The 18,828-nt window shown below is 72.3% G+C and carries 20 protein-coding genes; 12 read left to right on the top strand and 8 right to left on the bottom strand.

Annotated features, from left to right (window positions below; all coding sequences use genetic code 11):
• Nucleotides 1–12: 12 nt before the first annotated feature.
• The 5 genes from AB0P17_RS12855 (at nucleotide 13) to AB0P17_RS12835 (ending at nucleotide 4,816) form a co-directional block, all read left to right on the top strand.
• Nucleotides 13–777, top strand: coding sequence for an SDR family NAD(P)-dependent oxidoreductase (locus AB0P17_RS12855; RefSeq protein WP_365810293.1), 765 nt, complete (start codon nucleotides 13–15; stop codon nucleotides 775–777).
• On the top strand, nucleotides 774–2,435 hold the full coding sequence (locus AB0P17_RS12850; protein WP_365810292.1) for an AMP-binding protein: 1,662 nt from the start codon (nucleotides 774–776) through the stop codon (nucleotides 2,433–2,435). Before AB0P17_RS12855 ends, AB0P17_RS12850 begins: the two co-directional genes overlap by 4 nt.
• A gap of 82 nt (nucleotides 2,436–2,517) precedes the next feature.
• The gene (locus AB0P17_RS12845; protein ID WP_365810290.1) at nucleotides 2,518–3,111 is read left to right on the top strand and encodes a TetR/AcrR family transcriptional regulator; all 594 of its coding nucleotides are present in this window, start codon (nucleotides 2,518–2,520) and stop codon (nucleotides 3,109–3,111) included.
• Nucleotides 3,112–3,283: 172 nt separating this feature from the next.
• Nucleotides 3,284–3,853 (top strand): hypothetical protein, encoded by a 570-nt coding sequence (locus tag AB0P17_RS12840; protein WP_365810287.1) that lies wholly within the window; start codon nucleotides 3,284–3,286, stop codon nucleotides 3,851–3,853.
• A 108-nt stretch (nucleotides 3,854–3,961) separates the two neighbouring features.
• A complete protein-coding gene (locus AB0P17_RS12835; protein ID WP_365810284.1) occupies nucleotides 3,962–4,816 on the top strand; it encodes a LuxR C-terminal-related transcriptional regulator in 855 nt (284 codons plus the stop codon).
• 46 nt (nucleotides 4,817–4,862) lie between these two features.
• Here AB0P17_RS12835 and AB0P17_RS12830 read toward each other — a convergent pair whose 3' ends face one another.
• The 3 genes from AB0P17_RS12830 to AB0P17_RS12820 form a co-directional block, all read right to left on the bottom strand.
• A complete protein-coding gene (locus AB0P17_RS12830) occupies nucleotides 4,863–6,095 on the bottom strand; it encodes an acyl-CoA dehydrogenase family protein (protein ID WP_365810282.1) in 1,233 nt (410 codons plus the stop codon).
• 9 nt (nucleotides 6,096–6,104) lie between these two features.
• The gene (locus AB0P17_RS12825; RefSeq protein ID WP_365810280.1) at nucleotides 6,105–7,127 is read right to left on the bottom strand and encodes a phosphotransferase family protein; all 1,023 of its coding nucleotides are present in this window, start codon (nucleotides 7,125–7,127) and stop codon (nucleotides 6,105–6,107) included.
• 165 nt (nucleotides 7,128–7,292) lie between these two features.
• Nucleotides 7,293–8,204, bottom strand: coding sequence for an MBL fold metallo-hydrolase (locus AB0P17_RS12820; protein WP_365810278.1), 912 nt, complete (start codon nucleotides 8,202–8,204; stop codon nucleotides 7,293–7,295).
• 196 nt (nucleotides 8,205–8,400) lie between these two features.
• Between AB0P17_RS12820 and AB0P17_RS12815 the strand changes: the two genes are divergently transcribed.
• Nucleotides 8,401–9,327 (top strand): NADP-dependent oxidoreductase, encoded by a 927-nt coding sequence (locus AB0P17_RS12815; RefSeq protein WP_365810276.1) that lies wholly within the window; start codon nucleotides 8,401–8,403, stop codon nucleotides 9,325–9,327.
• Between the two features lie 99 nt (nucleotides 9,328–9,426).
• On the opposite strand, the gene AB0P17_RS12810 is transcribed toward AB0P17_RS12815, so the two are convergent.
• The 3 genes from AB0P17_RS12810 to AB0P17_RS12800 are packed head-to-tail and all read right to left on the bottom strand — an operon-like array spanning nucleotide 9,427 to nucleotide 10,746.
• Nucleotides 9,427–9,750 (bottom strand): DUF202 domain-containing protein, encoded by a 324-nt coding sequence (locus tag AB0P17_RS12810; protein ID WP_365810274.1) that lies wholly within the window; start codon nucleotides 9,748–9,750, stop codon nucleotides 9,427–9,429.
• A complete protein-coding gene (locus AB0P17_RS12805; protein WP_365810272.1) occupies nucleotides 9,747–10,139 on the bottom strand; it encodes a DUF202 domain-containing protein in 393 nt (130 codons plus the stop codon). Before AB0P17_RS12805 ends, AB0P17_RS12810 begins: the two co-directional genes overlap by 4 nt.
• Before the next feature lie 10 nt (nucleotides 10,140–10,149).
• Nucleotides 10,150–10,746: an NUDIX domain-containing protein gene (locus AB0P17_RS12800; protein WP_365810492.1), complete on the bottom strand. Its 597-nt coding sequence runs from the start codon at nucleotides 10,744–10,746 to the stop codon at nucleotides 10,150–10,152.
• Between the two features lie 102 nt (nucleotides 10,747–10,848).
• On the opposite strand from AB0P17_RS12800, the gene AB0P17_RS12795 reads away from it, so the two are divergent.
• From AB0P17_RS12795 to AB0P17_RS12785, 3 genes are all read left to right on the top strand, one after another.
• Nucleotides 10,849–12,504 carry an FAD-binding dehydrogenase gene (locus AB0P17_RS12795; protein WP_365810271.1) on the top strand — a complete coding sequence of 552 codons (1,656 nt, stop codon included), beginning with the start codon at nucleotides 10,849–10,851 and terminating at the stop codon, nucleotides 12,502–12,504.
• A gap of 249 nt (nucleotides 12,505–12,753) precedes the next feature.
• Entirely contained in the window at nucleotides 12,754–13,419 is a 666-nt protein-coding gene (locus AB0P17_RS12790; RefSeq protein WP_365810490.1) for a molybdopterin-dependent oxidoreductase, read from the top strand.
• Nucleotides 13,420–13,423: 4 nt separating this feature from the next.
• Nucleotides 13,424–14,086, top strand: coding sequence for a cytochrome b/b6 domain-containing protein (locus AB0P17_RS12785; RefSeq protein ID WP_365810270.1), 663 nt, complete (start codon nucleotides 13,424–13,426; stop codon nucleotides 14,084–14,086).
• A gap of 87 nt (nucleotides 14,087–14,173) precedes the next feature.
• On the opposite strand, the gene AB0P17_RS12780 is transcribed toward AB0P17_RS12785, so the two are convergent.
• On the bottom strand, nucleotides 14,174–15,571 hold the full coding sequence (locus AB0P17_RS12780) for a gluconate:H+ symporter (RefSeq protein ID WP_365810268.1): 1,398 nt from the start codon (nucleotides 15,569–15,571) through the stop codon (nucleotides 14,174–14,176).
• 20 nt (nucleotides 15,572–15,591) lie between these two features.
• Nucleotides 15,592–16,101, bottom strand: coding sequence for a gluconokinase (locus AB0P17_RS12775; protein WP_365810265.1), 510 nt, complete (start codon nucleotides 16,099–16,101; stop codon nucleotides 15,592–15,594).
• Nucleotides 16,102–16,232: 131 nt separating this feature from the next.
• On the opposite strand from AB0P17_RS12775, the gene AB0P17_RS12770 reads away from it, so the two are divergent.
• The 3 genes from AB0P17_RS12770 to AB0P17_RS12760 all read left to right on the top strand — a co-directional run bounded on the left by AB0P17_RS12770 (nucleotide 16,233) and on the right by AB0P17_RS12760 (nucleotide 18,804).
• Nucleotides 16,233–16,934, top strand: coding sequence for an FCD domain-containing protein (locus AB0P17_RS12770; RefSeq protein WP_365810264.1), 702 nt, complete (start codon nucleotides 16,233–16,235; stop codon nucleotides 16,932–16,934).
• A gap of 155 nt (nucleotides 16,935–17,089) precedes the next feature.
• Nucleotides 17,090–18,175, top strand: coding sequence for an S-(hydroxymethyl)mycothiol dehydrogenase (locus tag AB0P17_RS12765; RefSeq protein ID WP_365810262.1), 1,086 nt, complete (start codon nucleotides 17,090–17,092; stop codon nucleotides 18,173–18,175).
• The gene (locus tag AB0P17_RS12760; RefSeq protein ID WP_365810260.1) at nucleotides 18,175–18,804 is read left to right on the top strand and encodes an MBL fold metallo-hydrolase; all 630 of its coding nucleotides are present in this window, start codon (nucleotides 18,175–18,177) and stop codon (nucleotides 18,802–18,804) included. The genes AB0P17_RS12765 and AB0P17_RS12760 overlap by 1 nt, the downstream gene beginning before the upstream one ends.
• Nucleotides 18,805–18,828 lie beyond the last annotated feature (24 nt).

The raw sequence follows: 18,828 nt of genomic DNA, 5'->3' as shown, positions 1-18,828 counted from the left end.
AAGGCAGGCCCGATGAGCGCGGTGCACGGTGCGGGGGTAGTGGTCACAGGGGCCGGCGGCGGCATCGGCGCCGCCCTCGCCCGCAGGTTCGCCGCCGAGGGTGCCCGCGTGGTGGTCAACGACCTCGACGCGGCGAAGGCCACCGCCGTCGCCGACGAGATCGGCGCCACCGCTCTGCCCGGCGACGCCTCCCATGTCGTGGCCGAGGCCCGCGCCGCCCTCGGCGGCCACGTCGACATCTACTGCGCCAACGCGGGCGTCGGCACCGGCGGCGACGCGTTCGCCGAGGAGGACGCATGGTCGTCCGCCTGGGACGTCAACGTCATGGCGCACGTCCGGGCGAGCCGCGCCCTGCTCCCCGACTGGCTGGAGCGCGGCGCGGGCCGGTTCGTCTCCACGGTCTCCGCCGCCGGACTGCTCACCATGATCGGCGCGGCCCCGTACAGCGTCACCAAGCACGGCGCGCTCGCCTACGCCGAGTGGCTCTCGCTGACCTACCGCCACCGCGGGCTCCAGGTCCACGCCATCTGCCCGCAGGGCGTCCGTACGGACATGCTCGCCGCCACCGGGAGCGCCGGCGAGCTCGTCCTCACCCCCACCGCGATCGAACCGGAGGCGGTCGCCGACGCGCTCTTCGACGCCATGGCGGAGGACCGTTTCCTCGTACTCCCGCACCCCGAGGTGGCGGGCTACTACCAGGCCCGCGCCGGTGACCCCGACCGCTGGCTCTCCACCATGAACCACATCCAGCAGAAGTGGGAGAGAGGCACCGGGTGACCGCCGTGTCCATCTACTCCGCCCAACCCTGGCTCGGCCGGCTCAACGAGGCCCAGCGGGCCCCTGTCGACCCGGCCGTCTCGCTCGTGCACGCCCTGCGCACCGCCGTCGCGCGCGCCCCGGAGCGCACCGCGCTCGCCTATTTCGACGGCCGCCTCGACTACCGCGAGACCGACGCGCTGTCCGACGCGGTCGCCGGCCATCTCGCCGCCCGGGGCCTGGCGCGCGGCGACCGGGTCGCGCTGATGCTCCAGAACACCCCGCACTTCGTCCTGGCGCTGCTCGGCGCCTGGAAGGCGGGTGCGACCGTCGTACCGCTCAACCCCGTGTACAAGTCCGCCGAGGTCGCCCACATCCTCGCGGACGCCCAGGTCACGGCGGTGATCTGCGCCGACAGCACCTGGGAGGCATACCTGCGCGAGACCGTCGAGGCCTCGGCCGTACGGATCGTCCTCACCGCCTGCGACTTCGACTTCCAGAGCCGCGACGACCCCCGGGTCCTCGGCCTCACCCGGCAGCCGCCACCCGACGGCGACGCCGCCGACCTGCTGGCCGTGGCCCGCGGCGGACTCGCCGCGCCGGCCGGCCGCGACCCGGCCGCCGGCGACACCGCGCTGATCAGCTACACCTCCGGCACCTGCGGCCGCCCGAAGGGCGCCATGAACTCCCACGCCAACATCATGGTGATCGCCGAGCGGCAGCGCGCCGGCCAGCCCATCGCCGAGGGCGCCTGCTACTTCGCGCTCGCCCCGCTCTTCCACATCACCGGCATGGTCTGCGAACTCGCGGCGTGCGTCGCCAACGCGGGCACCCTGGCCCTCGCCCACCACTTCCAGTCCGGCGTCGTCCTCGACGCTTTCACCGAGCACCGGCCCGCGTACACCGTCGGCCCCGCCCCCGCCTTCATGACCCTCGCCGCCCACCCCGACGTGACCCCCGACCACTTCAGCTCCTTCCGGATGATCTCCTCGGGCGGCGCGCCGCTGCCGCCCGCGCTGGTCGAGAAGTTCCGCGCGCGGCTCGGACCGTACCTCTGCAACGGCTACGGCCTCACGGAGTCCACCGCTGGCTGCGCCTCCGTACCGCCCCAGACGGAGGCTCCGGTGGACCCGGTCTCCGGGACGCTCTCGGTCGGGGTGCCCGGCCCCGACACGGTCGTACGGATAGTTGACGAGAAGGGCGGGGAACTGCCCTTCGGGGAGCACGGGGAGATCGCCGTACGCGGCCCCCAGATCGCCGCCGGGTACTGGAACGACCCGGTGGCGACCGAGGAGACGTTCCCGGACGGCGAGCTGCGCACCGGCGACATCGGCTTCATGGACCCGGACGGCTGGCTCTATGTCGTCGACCGGAAGAAGGACATGATCAACGTGTCGGGCCTCAAGGTCTGGCCGCGCGAGGTCGAGGACGTGCTCTACACCCATCCGGCGGTGCGCGAGGCGGCGGTGATCGGTGTCCCCGACGCCTACCGGGGCGAGAGCGTCAAGGCGTATGTGAGCGCCCGGCCCGGTGTCACGGTGGAGCCCGCCGAGCTGACCGCGTACTGCCGGGAGCGGCTCGCCACGTACAAGTGCCCGCGCGAGGCCGAGATCCTGCCCGAGCTGCCCAAGACCACGAGTGGGAAGATCCTCAGGCGGGAACTGCGTTCCCGCTCATGAGCGTCCCAGGCGGGGACAGTCCCCCACCGGACCCGTAGGGGTTCCCCGGGGGTGACACGGAGCGGAAGGCGGGTGGCGGCAGATGGCCAGGACGACGGACGGACGCGGCGAGCCCGTCCCGCAGCGGCTGCTGGCCGCCGCCACCCGGCTCTTCGCCGTGCACGGCTACGACCGGACGTCCGTCCAGGAGATCGTGGAGGCCGCGGGCGTCACCAAGGGCGCGCTGTACCACTACTTCGGCTCCAAGGAGGACCTTCTCCACGAGGTCTACGCCCGGGTGCTCCGCCTCCAGCAGGAACGGCTCGACGGCTTCGCGGACGCCGGGGGGCCGGTCGAGCGCCGGCTGCGGGACGCCGCCGCCGATGTCGTGGTGACGACCATCGAGAACCTCGACGACGCCGCGATCTTCTTCCGCTCCATGCACCACCTCAGTCCGGAGAAGAACAGACAGGTGCGGACCGAACGGCGCCGCTACCACGAACGCTTCCGCGCGCTGATCGAGGAGGGCCAGCGCACCGGAGTCTTCTCCACCGCCACCCCGGCCGACCTGGTGGTCGACTACCACTTCGGCTCGGTCCACCACCTCTCCACGTGGTACCGGCCCGAGGGCCCGCTCACCCCGCAGCAGGTCGCGGACCACCTGGCCGACCTGCTGCTGCGGGCGCTGCGCCCCTGACCGGCCGGCGCCGCGCGCCGCGCCCCCTTCTTCAGGCACACCCTGCACCACCGGTCACGCCTTCGCCATACGTACTTGTACGCATTGCGGCCCGCCGAGCGCGTTCGTCACGATGAGTTGTGTTGGCGCTACGGAACGTCAGGGTTCCGGGCAGGGAAAACAAGGGGGATCGATGAACAGGATCCGTGCGTTCATGCTGAAGGCCACGGTCGGGGCGGTTGCCGTGGGGGCGCTCGCCATGAGTGCGATGACGGCGCCGGCGGGGGCGCAGACCGCCCCGGACCAGACCCGTCAGACCTATGCGGCCCAGACCGACCGGGCCGGACTGACCTCTGATCAGGCCGCCGGTCTCCAGGAGCGGGTGGAGGGTTATCTGAGCGAGCTGGCGGGCAGCAGGCAGGTCTCCGCCAACAGGATCACCATGCCGGGCGGTGATGTCACGGTCGCGGCGCCAGGCCAGCGGTCCGCCCGTGACCTCGCCCTGCCACCGGTGAGCAGCCGGCTGCCCGCCGCCTGCGGTTCCGGGCATCTCTGTCTGTACCGGGGCGGGGACACGCTCGACTACTACCGGTGTGGCACCTACAACCTGTCGTGGACCGGCGACGGCACCTTCAACAACAACCAGACCAGGGGGACGAGGGCGCGCTTCCTGAACTCCAACCGCTCGGAGCGCTGGAGCAATGTGGCGCCCGACACCGGCACCGCGAGCTGGAGTCCGGTCTACTACGTGGTGCCCTGCTGACGGCCCCCGGTCGCGAGGGGTGAGGAGTGGGGGTCGGCGTGTGGGGGCGGAGAGTAGTGGAAAGGGTACGTACGGTCATTGTCGGTCGTACGGGCACGGGGGATATCGATGGGCACCGCCCTGTGGCATGAGTACGCGCAGATGCTGAGCCTGGCCGTCGCCGTGCTGGAGCGCGCCGATCCGGAGCCGCCCTGGCCGCTGGTCCTGGCGGAGCTCACCCGGGAGCTGCACTCCCCGGCCGCTTCCCTCGCCCAGGCGCGCTACGCGGAGCGGACGGGCCGGGTGGAGGCGTGGCGGACGGCGCGTCCGGTCTCCCCTGGCCTGCTCGACTCGCTGATGGCTCGCCAACTGCGGGCGGGCAACCCGCTGGTGGCGCACTACGCGTCCACCCCCGACCGCACACCCCGTACCGCGAGCGAGCTGATGGGGGAGCGCTCCTGGTTGCGCAGCAGGAGCCATCGGCTGGCCCGGGGGACGCTCGGTGCCCATATGCTCGCCATCCCGCTGCCCGCCCCCGCCGGAGTCGCCCGCGGTTTCGTCCTCCACCACGAGCGCGACGACTTCACGCCGGAGGAGCGCGCGTACGCGGCCCGGGTGCAGCCACTCCTCGTCGGCATCGACTGCCACTACCGCGCCCTGGCCCGCTGGCGGGCGGCCCCGGGGCCGCCCGCGGAGCCGGCTCCCGTACCCGCCGGCACCGGGGGCGGGGCCGGGGTCAGGGTCGCGTCGACCGAGCGGGCGGTGGAGGCGGGGCTCACGCCGCGTCAGCACGCCGTGCTCACCCTGCTCGCCAAGGCCCTCCCCGCCACCGCCATCGCCCACCGGCTCCACATCTCACCGCGCACCGCCCACAAACACATCGAGGGCATCTACCGCAGGCTGGGGACCTGCGACCGGCTCTCGACCGTCATGCGCGCCCAGTCCATGGGCCTGCTGCCCCTACCGGAACCCGTCGAGCAGTGAACGTCGAGCAGGGAAAGGTCGAGCAGGGAAGGAGGAAAGGGAGGGCTCAGCGATACTTCTTCAGCTCCCGCCGGGCCAGTGAACGCTGGTGCACCTCGTCGGGACCGTCCGCCAGCCGCAGGGTCCGCGCCGAGGCCCACAGCTCCGCCAGCGGGAAGTCCTGGCTGATGCCGCCCGCGCCGTACAACTGGACGGCCGAGTCAATGATGTCCACGACCGCGCGCGGTGTGGCGATCTTGATGGCCTGAATCTCCGTGTGCGCCCCGCGGTTGCCGACGGTGTCCATCAGCCAGGCCGTCTTGAGCACGAGGAGCCGCAGCTGTTCGACCGTCACCCGGGCGTCCGCGATCCAGTTCTGCACGACGCCCTGCTCGGCGAGCGGCTTCCCGAACGTCGTACGCCCCGCGGCCCGGCGGCACATCAGCTCGATGGCCCGCTCGGCCATCCCGATCAGCCGCATGCAGTGGTGGATCCGGCCGGGACCCAGCCGGGCCTGGGCGATGGCGAACCCACCGCCCTCCTCACCGATGAGATGCGAGGCGGGCACCCGTACGTTGTCGAAGACGACCTCGGCATGGCCCCCGTGGGAGTGGTCCTCGTAGCCGTACACCCGCATCGCGCGGCGCACCTCGACACCCGGGGTGTCGCGGGGGACCAGGATCATCGACTGCTGGCGGCGCGGGTCGGCGCCGTCCGGGTCGGTCTTGCCCATCACGATGAAGACGGTGCACGCCGGATTCATCGCACCGGAGATGTACCACTTACGGCCGTTGATGACGTACTCGTCGCCCTCGCGCCGGATGCTGGTCCGGATGTTCGTCGCGTCGGACGAGGCGACCTCCGGCTCCGTCATCGCGAACGCCGACCGGATCTCCCCCGCGAGCAGCGGTTCCAGCCACTGCTTGCGCTGCTCCTCCGAGCCGAACTGGGCGAGCACCTCCATGTTTCCGGTGTCGGGGGCCGCGCAGTTCAGCGCGGTGGGGGCCAGCTCCGGGGAGCGGCCGGTGAGCTCGGCGAGCGGCGCGTACTGCAGATTGGTCAGCCCGGCCCCGTATCCGCCACCGGGGAGGCCGGGGTCGTCCACGAAGAACAGGTTCCACAGGCCCTGCCTGCGCGCCTCGGCCTTCAGCTCCTCGACCACCGCCGGGGTGCCCCACGGGTCGGCCAGCAGGGAGCGCTGCTCGCGGGCGACCTCCTCGGACGGATAGATGTGCTCGTCCATGAAGGTGAGCAGCCTGGCCCGCAGCTCTTCGGTGCGGGCGTCGAATGCGAAGTCCATCAGGGGTACTCAGCCTTCCTGGAGGGTGGTGAGGCCGTGCTCGATGAAGACGGGGACGAGGGCGCCGATCCGGTCGAAGCCCGGCCCCACGGTCTGGTTGAGGGTGTAGCGGTAGTGGATGCCCTCCAGGATCACGGCGAGTTTGAACCAGGCGAACGCCGTGTACCAGGAGATGCCGGTGGTGTCCCGCCCCGAGCCCGCCGCGTACCGCTCGATCAGCTCGCCCGGCGTGGGATGGCCGGCCGCCCCGGCCGTCGTACTGATCGGTGAGCCGGTCACCTCCAGGGGCGCGCTGTACATCGCGAGCAGCCCCAGGTCGGTGAGAGGGTCGCCGAGTGTCGACATCTCCCAGTCGAGCACGGCGTTGATCCGGTCGTCCGCGCCGAGCAGGACGTTGTCCAGCCGGTAGTCGCCGTGGATCACGGTGGGTGCGGGGGAGACGGGCAGGGACCGGCCGAGCCCCGCCTGGAGTTCGTCGATGCCGGGCAGTTCACGGTTCCGGGAGGCGTCGAGCTGCTTGCCCCAGCGGCGGAGCTGCCGGTCGAGAAAGCCTTCGGGCCGGCCGAAGTCCCCGAGACCGACGGCCCCGGGATCGACGGCGTGCAGCTCCACCAGGGTGTCGACCAGGGAGAACACGGCGGCGCGGGTGCGCTCGGGACCGAGCGGGGCGAGCTGTTCGGCGGTGCGGTACGGCGTGCCCGCCACCTGCTCCATGACGTAGAACGGGGCGCCGAGCACCGACTCGTCCTCGCAGAGCAGCAGCGCTTCGGGGACGGGCACGGCGGTCGGGTGCAGCGCCGCGATCACCCGGTACTCACGCTTCATGTCGTGCGCGGTGGCCAGCACATGGCCCAGCGGCGGTCTGCGGACCACCCAGCGGCCGGTGCCGTCGGTGACGGTGTACGTCAGGTTCGACCGGCCGCCCTCGATGAGCCGCGCTTCGAGCGGTCCGCCCACCAGGCCGGGGAGCGCGCGGTCGAGATGGTCACGGAGCCGCTCGGGATCGAGTCCTGGCGTGGGGGCTGGGCTCATCGGGCGTACCTCCGTGGACGTGCGGACGGACAGGCGGACGGTCGTTCCCATGATGCCGACCAGTCGGTATGTCGTCCAGTGCCCGGCGCTCCCGGACCGGCCCGGAGCCCCCCAGCCCCAGGCCACCCCGGGGCCACCCCGGAGATCGGAGCGGCACCGGGCGGGTCAGGCGTGGCAGGCCACCGGCACACCGCCGTTCATCGTCGCCATGTCGGACAGGACGGCGGGCAGATCCAGCGGCGAGCCCTCCGGTTCCCCGGCCAGCTCGGCGTAGGCGCGGTGCAGATTGGCCACCAGCCGCTCACTCTCGCGCAGCTCCCCGAACTCCCCGAGATCGGCCTTCTGCGCCGCCTCCAGCGGTGTGAGTCCCTCGGCGCGGCTCGTCCCGGCCAGTTCGGCGACGTACCGGAGGTAGCGCTCCGTCGCGTCGTACGCCGTCGGGTCGGTGAGCGGCCCGTGGCCCGGTACGACGACGGACGCGTCCAGCGAGCGCAGCAGCTCCAGCGCCCGCAGGGAGCCGCGCAGCGAGCCCATCGCGAGGAACGGCGTGCCGCCCTGGAAGACCAGGTCCCCGGTGAAGACGACGCCGTGCTCCGGCAGATGCACGACCGAGTCCCCGACGGTGTGCGCCACGCCCGGGTGGATCACCCGGACCTCGGTCCCGCCCACGTGCACAGTGAGCCGGTCGCTGTAGGTCACGCTCGGGGCGATGATGCTGATGTCCCCGAAGTCGGTCTCCGGCCAGATCAGATGGAGCTGATGGCCCGCCGCGAGCTGCTCGCTGCGGCAGGCCTCGTGACCGACCACCGTCGCCTCCGGCAGGAACACCCCGTTGCCGTAGGTGTGATCGCCGTGGTGGTGCGTGGTGACGATGGTGCGGGGCAGCTCCACCCCGGCCAGCAGAATCGCCTCGCGCAGCAGCCGGGCCCGGCGCTCGGTGGCCGTGGTGTCGACGAGAAGCGTCGTGCCGCCGTCACTGATGAACCCGGCGTTGTTCAGACACCAGCCGCCGTCGGGCTGGACATAGGCGTGCACGCCGGGGGCGAGGCGGACGGTGTACGGGTCGGTGGCGGGCATCGGAACTCCTCTGTGTGGGGGGCGAAAGCTCTCCCAGAGCCTGCCAGTTGACGGAGCACCCGGAAAAGCGGCCCTGCCCGGCCGCGGGTGCCCGGCCGTCCGACGCCCGGACGCCGCCGTGCTTCCCCCGTCCGCCGTTACGGCAACAGGCCCGTCCGGCTTGCGCGGGGCGTGGGCGGGGCGGAGGCTGCGGATCATGAAGGCCATCAGCTACCGCCGCCACGGCGGACCCGGCGTCCTGGAGTACGGCGACCGTCCCGAGCCGAAGGTCGGCCCCGACTCCGTACTGGTCGAGGTGCGGGCCGCGGCCGTGAACCCCGTCGACTGGAAGTGCCGCGAGGGCTATCTCGACGGAATGCTCGACACCGTCTTCCCGGTGATCCCCGGGTGGGACGTCGCCGGAGTCGTGCTCCGGCCCGGCGCGGCGGTCACCGAGTTCGCCGCCGGGGACGAGGTCATCGGGTACGTCCGCGAGGACTTCCTCTCCCGGGGCACCTTCGCGCAGTACGTGGCCGCCCCGGTCAGGACCCTCGCGCACAAGCCCCGCTCGCTCGGTTTCCCCGAGGCGGCCGGGCTGCCGCTGGCCGGCCTCACCGCGCACCAGGTGCTCCACCGGGTGCTGCGGGTGCGGCCCCGCGAGACCGTGCTCGTCCACGCGGCGGCGGGCGCGGTCGGCTCCCTCGCCGTCCAGCTCGCCCGCCACCTCGGGGCCCGTGTCATCGGCGCCGCCCGCGCGTCCGGCCAGGAACACATCCGGGCGCTGGGCGGCGAGGCGGTCACGTACGGGGACGATCTGGCGGCTCAGGTACGGGCGCTGGCCCCCGACGGGGTGGACGCGGCGCTCGACAGCATCGGCGGCGACATCCTCCGCATGACGCCCGGACTCCTCGCCCCCGGCGGCCGGCTGGCCTCGATCGCCGACAGCGCGGTCGGTGAACTGGGCGGCGCGTACGGCTTCGCCCGCGCCGACGCCGCCGACCTGACGGAGCTCGCGGGCCTCGCGGAGCAGGGCGTGCTGACCGTGGGGGTGGCGCGGACGTACCCCCTGGAACAGGCCGCGGACGCGTTCCAGCTCGCGGAGGCGGGCGGAACGGGCGGCAAGGTGGTCGTCACCATGGGGTGAGCCGTCGCCCCCCGACCGCGGATCCCGTCACACGGCCCGTGGCGTCACACGGCCGGTGCTGTCACACGGGGGCACCTGCGTCGGTCACACCTGCGTCAGTCACACCAGCACCGTCACCGCGAACGCCGCCAGCAGCAGCGTGCAGGCCGTCGCCGTCAGCGCGGCCCGTTCCGAGAGGCGTGGCGGTCTCGCCGCTTCCAGGGATCTCAGACGCCGGTGCGCCACGCCCAGGAAGGCGAGCCAGACCAGCGCGCTCAGGGCCGCGCCGGTCAGGCCCGCCGCCGTGGCGCCGCCGTGGACGGCCTGGCGGGCGGCGAGGATCGCGACCACCGTGCAGGAGAGCGTCGTACGGCGCCAGGCCAGCCGGGTGCGTTCCGGCTGGAGCCCCGGGTCCCGCTCCCCGGCGGACGCCGGGGCGGTCATCCGGCCCGGCCCGTGAGGACGATCACCAGCATCGCCACCGCGACCAGCCCCACCGCCAGGCTCAGCAGCGTCGGGAAGCCGGAGACCGGCAGGTCCTCGCCGCGCCGCATCGCCCGTTCGCACCGCACCCAGTGGTTGACCGCCCGCAGCGCGCACAGCGCCCCCGCGGCGAGCAGCGCCACGGCGAGCCCGGCCCGTACACCCCACCGCAGGTCGGGAAGGAACTGGTCCACCGCGAACCCGCCGCCGACCAGCGCCAGCGCCGTCCGGATCCAGGCCAGGAACGTCCGCTCGTTGGCCAGCGAGAAGCGGTAGTCCGGGGTCGTGCCCTCCTCGTCGATCCGCCGGGGCGAGAACCACAGCCGGAGGCTCCGTGCAAAGTCGATCACGTGCCGCACCCTACGCGCGCGGCCCGGCCCCCGCGTGCCCGGCACCGGCCTCGCCCGCCTCGCCCGCCCGGTCCGCCGCACGGAGCGCCTTGAGCCGTTCGTACGCCGCGCGCCCGTCCGGCACCCACTCCCACGCGCCGGGCCCGCCGGGTTCCTCGGCCAGCCGCCGCTCCAGCTCCTCCTCCGGGACGAAGGCGTGCCAGGCGATCTCCTCCTCCTGAGGGTTCACCGGGAGCCCGCAGACCACCTCGTACACCCGTGACCACCAGCGGTTTCCGCCGTCCTGGGACGTGTAGAGGAAGGAGAAGAGCGGCACGGGCCGGTCGAGCCCCGAAACCCCCAGTTCCTCCTCGGCCTCCCGCAGCGCCGCCTCGTCGTACCCCTCGCCCGCGCCGACGACCCCGCCCACGAACATGTCGTACAGCGACGGAAAGGCCAGCTTGAGCGGTGTTCTGCGATGCACGAACACCCGACCCTCCGGGTCGCGCACGAGCACGTGGGCACACCGGTGGATCAGGCCCTTCACGTACACCTCGCCGCGCGGGGCCTGCCCGATCACGTGGTTGTTCTCGTCGACGATGTCGAGTATCTCGTCCGCGGCTCTCATGCTGTCCATCCAACCAGTTGACTCGTTACTCGCGCGTACGGAAGATCGGTCGGACAACTCACCCGCCCCGCCCGTGAAGAAGCCTGCGAAGGATGGACACCCATGGCGTACGACGCCGATGTGATCGTGATCGGGGCCGGGCTCGCGGGCCTGGTCGCCGCCGCCGAACTGGTCGACGCGGGCCGCTCCGTGATCGTGCTCGACCAGGAACCCGAGCGGTCCATCGGCGGACAGGCCCACTGGTCCTTCGGTGGACTGTTCCTCGTCGACTCGCCCGAACAGCGCCGGCTCCGCGTCAAGGACAGCCACGACCTCGCCCTCCAGGACTGGCTTGGCACGGCCGGGTTCGACCGCCCCGAGGACCACTGGCCGCGCAAGTGGGCCGAGGCGTACGTCGACTTCGCGGCGGGCGAGAAGCGCGCCTGGCTGCACGGCCAGGGCATACGGTTCTTCCCGGTGGTCGGCTGGGCGGAGCGCGGCGGGTACGACGCGAACGGCCACGGCAACTCCGTGCCGCGCTTCCACATCACCTGGGGCACCGGACCCGGCGTCGTGGCCCCCTTCGAGCGACGGGTGCGCGAAGGCGTCGCCAAGGGCCTGGTGACCTTCCGCTTCCGCCACCGCGTCACCGGACTCGGCGCCACGGCCGGCGCCGTGGACACCGTGACCGGCGAGACCCTGGAGCCGAGCGACGCGGCACGCGGCACCGCCAGCAGCCGTACGGTCACCGGCTCCTTCGAGCTGCGGGCCCAGGCCGTGATCGTCACCTCGGGCGGCATCGGCGGCAACCACGACCTGGTCCGCGCCCAGTGGCCGGAGCGGCTCGGCACCCCGCCGCGGAAGATGCTCTCCGGGGTGCCCGCCCACGTCGACGGGCTGATGCTCGGCATCGCGGAGGCGGCGGGCGCCCACCACATCAACCGCGACCGGATGTGGCACTACACCGAGGGCATCGAGAACTGGAACCCGGTCTGGGCCCGGCACGGCATCCGGATCCTCCCGGGCCCCTCCTCGCTCTGGCTGGACGCGCGCGGCAGGCGGCTGCCCGTACCGCTCTTCCCCGGCTTCGACACGCTCGGCACGCTGGAGCACATCATGCGCTCCGGCCACGACCACACGTGGTTCGTGCTCGACCGGCGCATCATCGGCAAGGAGTTCGCGCTCTCCGGCTCCGAGCAGAACCCGGACCTCACCGGAAAGTCGGTCCGCGACGTGCTCGGGCGGGCCCGCGCCGACGTACCGGGCCCGGTCCAGGCGTTCATGGACCGGGGCGTCGACTTCGTCGTCGAGAAGGACCTGGGCGCCCTGGTGCGCGGCATGAACGCGCTCACCGAGGAGCCGCTGATCGACGAGGCCGCGCTGCGCCGGGAGATCACGGCGCGCGACCGCGGGATCGTGAACCCGTTCACCAAGGACCTCCAGGTCATGGCGGTCCGGGGGGCCCGGAAGTACCTCGGCGACAAGCTGATCCGCACGGCCGCCCCGCACCGCATCCTCGACCCCGCGGCGGGCCCGCTGATCGCCGTACGGCTGAACATCCTGACCCGCAAGTCGCTCGGCGGCCTGGAGACCGACCTGTCCTCGCGCGTGCTCACCGCGGGCGGCGATCCGCTCCCCGGCGTCTACGCGGCGGGCGAGGCGGCCGGCTTCGGCGGGGGCGGGGTGCACGGCTACCGCTCGCTGGAAGGCACCTTCCTCGGCGGCTGCATCTTCTCCGGGCGTACGGCGGGCCGGGCGGCGGCCCGCGCGGTCGGCTGAACCAACCGTTTCTCCACCGCGGTCAGCTGAACCAACCGCCTCTCCACCGTGGACAGTTGACTTCGCTACGTAACAAACGGAGTCGCCCCGCTCCCCGCGGCCCCTACGGGGCCCACAAGATCCGGACGAAAAGTGTGACGAACGCCCGCGGCCCTGGTTTCCCGGGGCCGCGGGTGGTCTCCTCGGAGGGTGACCGAACAACCGCACACACCGGAGGGCACGCCGGTCGGCCGGCGTCTGGTGCTCTCCATGCTCGGCCTGGGCGCCGCCGGACTCGTCACCGCGCCCTACCTCCAGCGCGGCCTCGAATCGTTCCTCGGCGCCGCCTCCGGCAAGGACCCGACCGGGCTGACCGGACTGCTGCCCAACGGCGGCGGCTTCCGCTACTACTCCGTCACGGCCTCCGTTCCCCGCAAGGGCCCGGACACCTACCGGCTGACGGTCGACGGACTGGTCGACCGGCCCGGCACGTACACCCTCGACGGGCTGCGCGCGCTGCCGCAGACCCGCATCGTCCGGGACGTGCAGTGCGTCACCGGCTGGCGGGTCCCGCACACCCCGTTCGGCGGCGTACGGCTCGCGCACCTCCTCGACGCGGCCGGGGTGCGCCCCGAGGCCAGGGCGGTCCGCTTCACCTGCTTCGACGGCGCGTACAGCGAGAGTCTGACGCTCCAGCAGGCCCGCCGCGCCGATGTGCTGGTCGCCCTCTCGATGCGGGACGAGCCGATCGGGCACGCGCACGGCGGCCCGGTCCGGCTCTATGTGGCGCCGATGTACTTCTACAAGTCGGCGAAATGGCTCTCCGGGATCTCCGTCACCTCCGACGTCCGGCCCGGCTACTGGGAGGAGCGCGGCTATGACGTCGACGCCTGGGTCGGCCGGTCGAACGGCCGCGACGACACCCCCACCGTCTGAACCCGTGACCGCGCCCCCGCCGTCCGAATCCGTGACCGCGCCCCCGCCGTCCGGACCCGGCGGTCCCACGGGGCCGGACCGGCGGCGCTTCACCCCGGCCGAACGCTGGGTGCATCGCACCACCGGCGCGCTGATGCTGGTGTGCGTGGCGACCGCGGCCTGTCTCTACGTACCGCAGCTCGCCGAACTCGTCGGCCGGCGGCTGCTCGTGGTCACCCTCCACGAGTGGTCAGGGCTGCTGCTCCCGGTGCCCGTACTCCTCGGCCTCGTCTCCCGGGCCCTGCGCGCCGACCTGAGCCGGCTGGGCCGTTTCCTGCCGTACGACACGGAGTGGCTGCGCGCGGTACGGCGCCGCGACGCGCGCCCCGGGGCGCGCCCGGCGGGCAAGTTCAACGCCGGGCAGAAGCTCTACGCGGGGTGGCTCGCGGGCGCCGTGCTGGTGATGCTCGGCACGGGGCTGCTCATGTGGAACACCGGGCTCGTCCCGCTCGTGTGGCGGACGAGCGCCACCTTCGTCCACGACTGGCTGGCCCTGGCCGTCGGCGCCGTGCTCGTCGGGCACATCGTGATGGCGTACGGGGATCCGGAGGCCCGGCGCGGCATGCGCACCGGGTCGGTGGAACGCCGGTGGGCGGAGCGGGAACACCCCCACTGGAAAGAGGAGTGACCCGCCCCGCCCGTACGGAGCCGCCTGCCGCGCCGCCCGACGCGAGCGGAGATCCCGGCCGCGTCGGGCGGCGGCTTCCGGCAACGGCTAGAGGATCAGCGACAGCAGCAGCACCGACCCGAGACCGACCACGGAGATGATGGTCTCCATCACCGACCACGTCTTCAGCGTCTGTCCCACGCTCATCCCGAAGTACTCCTTCACCAGCCAGAACCCGGCGTCGTTCACATGGCTGAAGAAGAGCGAGCCCGCGCCGATCGCCAGCACCAGGAGCGCCGCGTGCGTGGTGGACATGTCCGCGGCCAGCGGCGCCACCAGGCCCGCGGCCGAGATCGTCGCCACCGTCGCCGAGCCGGTGGCCAGCCGGATCACCACGGCGATCAGCCAGGCCAGCAGCAGCGCCGGGATCGACCAGTCCTTGGAGATGTCCAGGACCATCTGGCCCACCCCGGAGTCGATCAGCGTCTGCTTGAAGCCGCCGCCCGCGCCGACGATCAGCAGCACGCCCGCGATCGGGGCGAGCGACTTCTCCACCGTGGTGGAGATCCGGTCCTTGGTGAAACCGGCCGCGCGGCCCAGTGTGAAGAGCCCCACCAGCACGGCGGTCAGCAGCGCGATCAGCGGGGAGCCGACCACGTCCGCGATCCGCTGGACGGTGTTCTCCGGGTCGTCCACGACGATGTCGACGAGCGCCTTGGCCAGCATCATCACCACGGGCAGCAGCACGGTGGTGACGGTCGCGCCGAAGCTGGGCCGCTTCGCCAGATCGTCCGAGGTGCGCTGCGGCACCATCGCCTCGGGCGCCGGAAGGTCCACCCAGCGCGCCGCGTACCGGGAGAAGAGCGGGCCCGCGATGATCACGGTCGGGATCGAGACGACCACACCCAGCGCCAGCGTGACCCCGAGGTCGGCGCCGATCGCGTCGATCGCGACCAGCGGCCCCGGGTGCGGCGGGATCAGCCCGTGCATCACGGAGAGCCCGGCCAGCGCGGGGATGCCGATCCGCATCAGGGAGTAGTTGCCCCGCTTGGCGACGAGCAGCACCACCGGGATCAGCAGCACGATGCCGACCTCGAAGAAGAGCGGCAGCCCGATCACCGAGGCGATCAGCACCATCGCCCACGGCATGGCGCGCCCGCTCGCCCGGGCGAGGATCGTGTCGACGATCTGGTCCGCGCCACCGGAGTCCGCGAGCAGCTTGCCGAGGATCGCGCCGAGCGCGATCAGCACGCCCACCCCGGCGACCGTGGAGCCGAGACCGGCGGAGAAGCTGGTGATGACCTTGTCCAGCGGCGCGCCCGCGAAGGCGCCGAGCGCCAGTGAGCCGATGGTCAGGGCCAGGAACGCGTGGAGTTTGAAGAGGGTGATGAGCAGGACGATGACGGCTATGCCGGCGAGGACGGCTATGCCCAACTGTGCGTTGCCCGCCGAGGTGATCGGCTCTGCGGCATCCGCTGCCAGCGTCTCGACACTGAGACTGGTCACGGGGATCACGGGAACTTCCTTCAGCTTTCGAGCCGGCGCAGCGCGGCGACGGCCCGTTCGGTGATTTCCTCGGGGGTGCCCGACACGTCGACGGTGACACCCGTCTCGTCGGCCCCCAGCTTCTCCAGCGCCGCGTACTGCGAGTCGAGCAGGGCGGTGGGCATGTAGTGACCCTTGCGTTCCGACATCCGCCGTTCGACGAGCTCGCGCTCACCGTCCAGGTGGAGGAAGAGGGCGCCGGGCGCGGCGGCCCGCAGCCGGTCGCGGTAGGCGCGCTTGAGCGCGGAGCTGCTGACCACCCCGCCGAGGCCGTTCCGGCGGTGGGCCCACTCCCCGATGGCGTCCAGCCAGGGCCACCGGTCGGCGTCCTCCAGCGGGATGCCGGCGGACATCTTGGCGATGTTCTCCGGCGAGTGGAACTCGTCGCCCTCGGCGTACGGGACGCCCAGTTCGGCGGCGAGCAGGGGGCCGACCGTGGTCTTGCCGGTCCCTGCCACGCCCATCACCACGACGACGTGGGGGGTCTTCATCTCATGCCTCGCTGTCTTCTTCGACATGGGTCTGTCGCGCTACTGAAACCCATTAGGTACGACTTATTCAAGAGGCTGTGATGTAAACGTCGTACTTTTTACCGTCGCCCCGCGCCCCGTAGGCTTGCCCCATGACCACAGAAGGCCGGGGCCTGCATACCCGTGTGCTGGACACCCTCGGTCTCGCGATCACGGCGGGCGAGTACCCCGAGGGCGCCGTCGTCCGTACGGACGAGGTCGCCCAGCGCTTCGACGTCTCGCGCACCGTCGTCCGCGAAGTGGTCCGCGTCCTCGAATCCATGCACCTCGTGGAGTCCCGGCGCCGGGTCGGCGTGACCGTACGGCCCACCGAGGAGTGGAACGTCTACGATCCGCGGGTCATCCGCTGGCGCCTCGCCGGCCCCGACCGCCCGCGCCAGCTCCGCTCCCTGACCACGCTGCGCTCCGCGATCGAACCGGTCGCCGCCGGTCTCGCCGCCCGGCACGCCACGGCCGAGCAGTGCGCGGCCCTCACCGAGCAGGCGCTCGGCATGGTCGCCACCTCACGCGGCGGCCGGCTGGAGGAGTACCTCGTCCACGACATCGCCTTCCACCGGGTGGTGCTCAACGCGTCGGGCAACGAGATGTTCGCCCGGCTCGGCGACGTGGTCGCCGAGGTCCTCACCGGACGCACCCACCACCAGGTGATGTTCGACGACCCCGACCCGGCCGCCGTCACCCTGCACGTACGGGTCGCGCAGGCCGTACGGGAGGGCGACTTCGCCCGCGCCGAGGAGCTGACCAGGGAGATCGCCGTCGGCGCCCTGGAGGAACTGGACGTTCTGGCGCCCTGACGGGCCACAACGGGCCCTGCCGTCACGCGGACGGGCCGTCACACGAGATAGTGGGGAGGAACGGGGTACACCCGGGACGTCTCCGCTCACCCGGATCCCCCGGGCGGTCAATTTCCCAGGTATGTCATCAGGTATGACGAAAGGCAGGTCCTGGCATGGCACAGCAGGTGCAAGGGGTCATCGCCCCCGGCAAGAACGAGCCGGTACGGGTCGAGACGATCGTCGTACCCGACCCCGGCCCCGGCGAGGCCGTGGTGAAGGTGCAGGCGTGCGGTGTCTGTCACACCGACCTGCACTACAAGCAGGGCGGGATCAACGACGAGTTCCCCTTCCTCCTCGGCCACGAGGCCGCGGGCGTGGTGGAGTCGGTCGGCGACGGTGTCACGGAGGTCGCCCCCGGTGACTTCGTGATCCTCAACTGGCGCGCGGTGTGCGGCACCTGCCGGGCGTGCCGGCGCGGCCGCCCCCAGTACTGCTTCGACACGCACAACGCCCGGCAGAAGATGACGCTGACCGACGGCACGGAGCTCTCCCCGGCCCTCGGCATCGGCGCCTTCGCCGAGAAGACGCTGGTCGCGGCCGGCCAGTGCACCAAGGTCGACCCGGCCGTCTCCCCGGCCGTCGCGGGCCTCCTCGGCTGCGGTGTGATGGCGGGCATCGGCGCGGCGATCAACACCGGGCAGGTCGGGCGCGGCGACTCCGTCGCCGTCATCGGCTGCGGCGGCGTCGGTGACGCGGCGATCGTCGGCGCGCGGCTCGCGGGCGCGGCCCGGATCATCGCCGTCGACATCGACGACCGCAAGCTGGCGACGGCGGCCTCGATGGGCGCCACCCACACCGTCAACTCCCGCTCCCGCGACGCCGTCGAGGCGATCCGCGAGCTGACCGGCGGCAACGGCGCGGATGTCGTCATCGAGGCGGTCGGCCGCCCGGAGACCTACCGGCAGGCGTTCTACGCCCGTGACCTGGCCGGCACCGTCGTCCTGGTCGGCGTCCCCACCCCGGAGATGAAGCTGGAACTGCCGCTGCTCGACGTGTTCGGCCGCGGCGGCGCCCTCAAGTCGTCCTGGTACGGCGACTGCCTGCCGTCCCGCGACTTCCCGATGCTCGTCGACCTCCACCAGCAGGGCCGGATCGACCTTGGCGCGTTCGTCACCGAGACCATCGGTCTCGCCGACGTGGAGAAGGCGTTCGAGCGGATGCACGAGGGTGACGTCCTGCGCTCGGTGGTGGTCTTCTGATGGCCGTACGCGTGGACCATCTCGTCACCTCCGGCACCTTCTCGCTCGACGGCGGCACGTGGGACGTCGACAACAACGTCTGGATCGTCGGCGACGACTCCGAGGCGATCGTCATCGACGCCGCCCACGACGCCGCCGCCATCGAGGCCGCGCTGAACGGCCGTACCCTGCGCGCGATCGTCTGCACCCACGCGCACAACGACCACATCGACGCGGCCCCCGCGCTCGCCGCCGCCACCGGCGCGCCCGTCCTGCTGCACCCCGACGACCTGCCGCTGTGGAAGCAGACCCACCCCGAGCGGCTGCCGGACGGCGAGCTGACCGACGGCGGGACGGTCACCGTCGCCGGCACCACCCTGACCGTGCTCCACACCCCCGGGCACGCGCCGGGCGCGGTCTGCCTGTACGCCCCCGAGCTGGCGACGGTCTTCACCGGCGACACGCTCTTCCAGGGCGGACCGGGCGCCACCGGACGGTCGTTCTCGCACTTCCCGACCATCATCGACTCGATCCGCGACCGGCTCCTCGCCCTGCCGCCGGAGACGGTGGTACGGACGGGCCACGGCGACCCCACGACCATCGGCGCCGAATCGCCCCACCTGGCCGAGTGGATCCGGCGCGGCCACTGAGACGAGTAAGTCCGAAGCAGCGTC

Source organism: Streptomyces sp. NPDC088124, assembly GCF_040685895.1.
In the GTDB taxonomy this organism is placed as follows: Bacteria; Actinomycetota; Actinomycetes; order Streptomycetales; family Streptomycetaceae; genus Streptomyces.
This window is presented reverse-complemented; position numbering and strand designations above follow the sequence as displayed.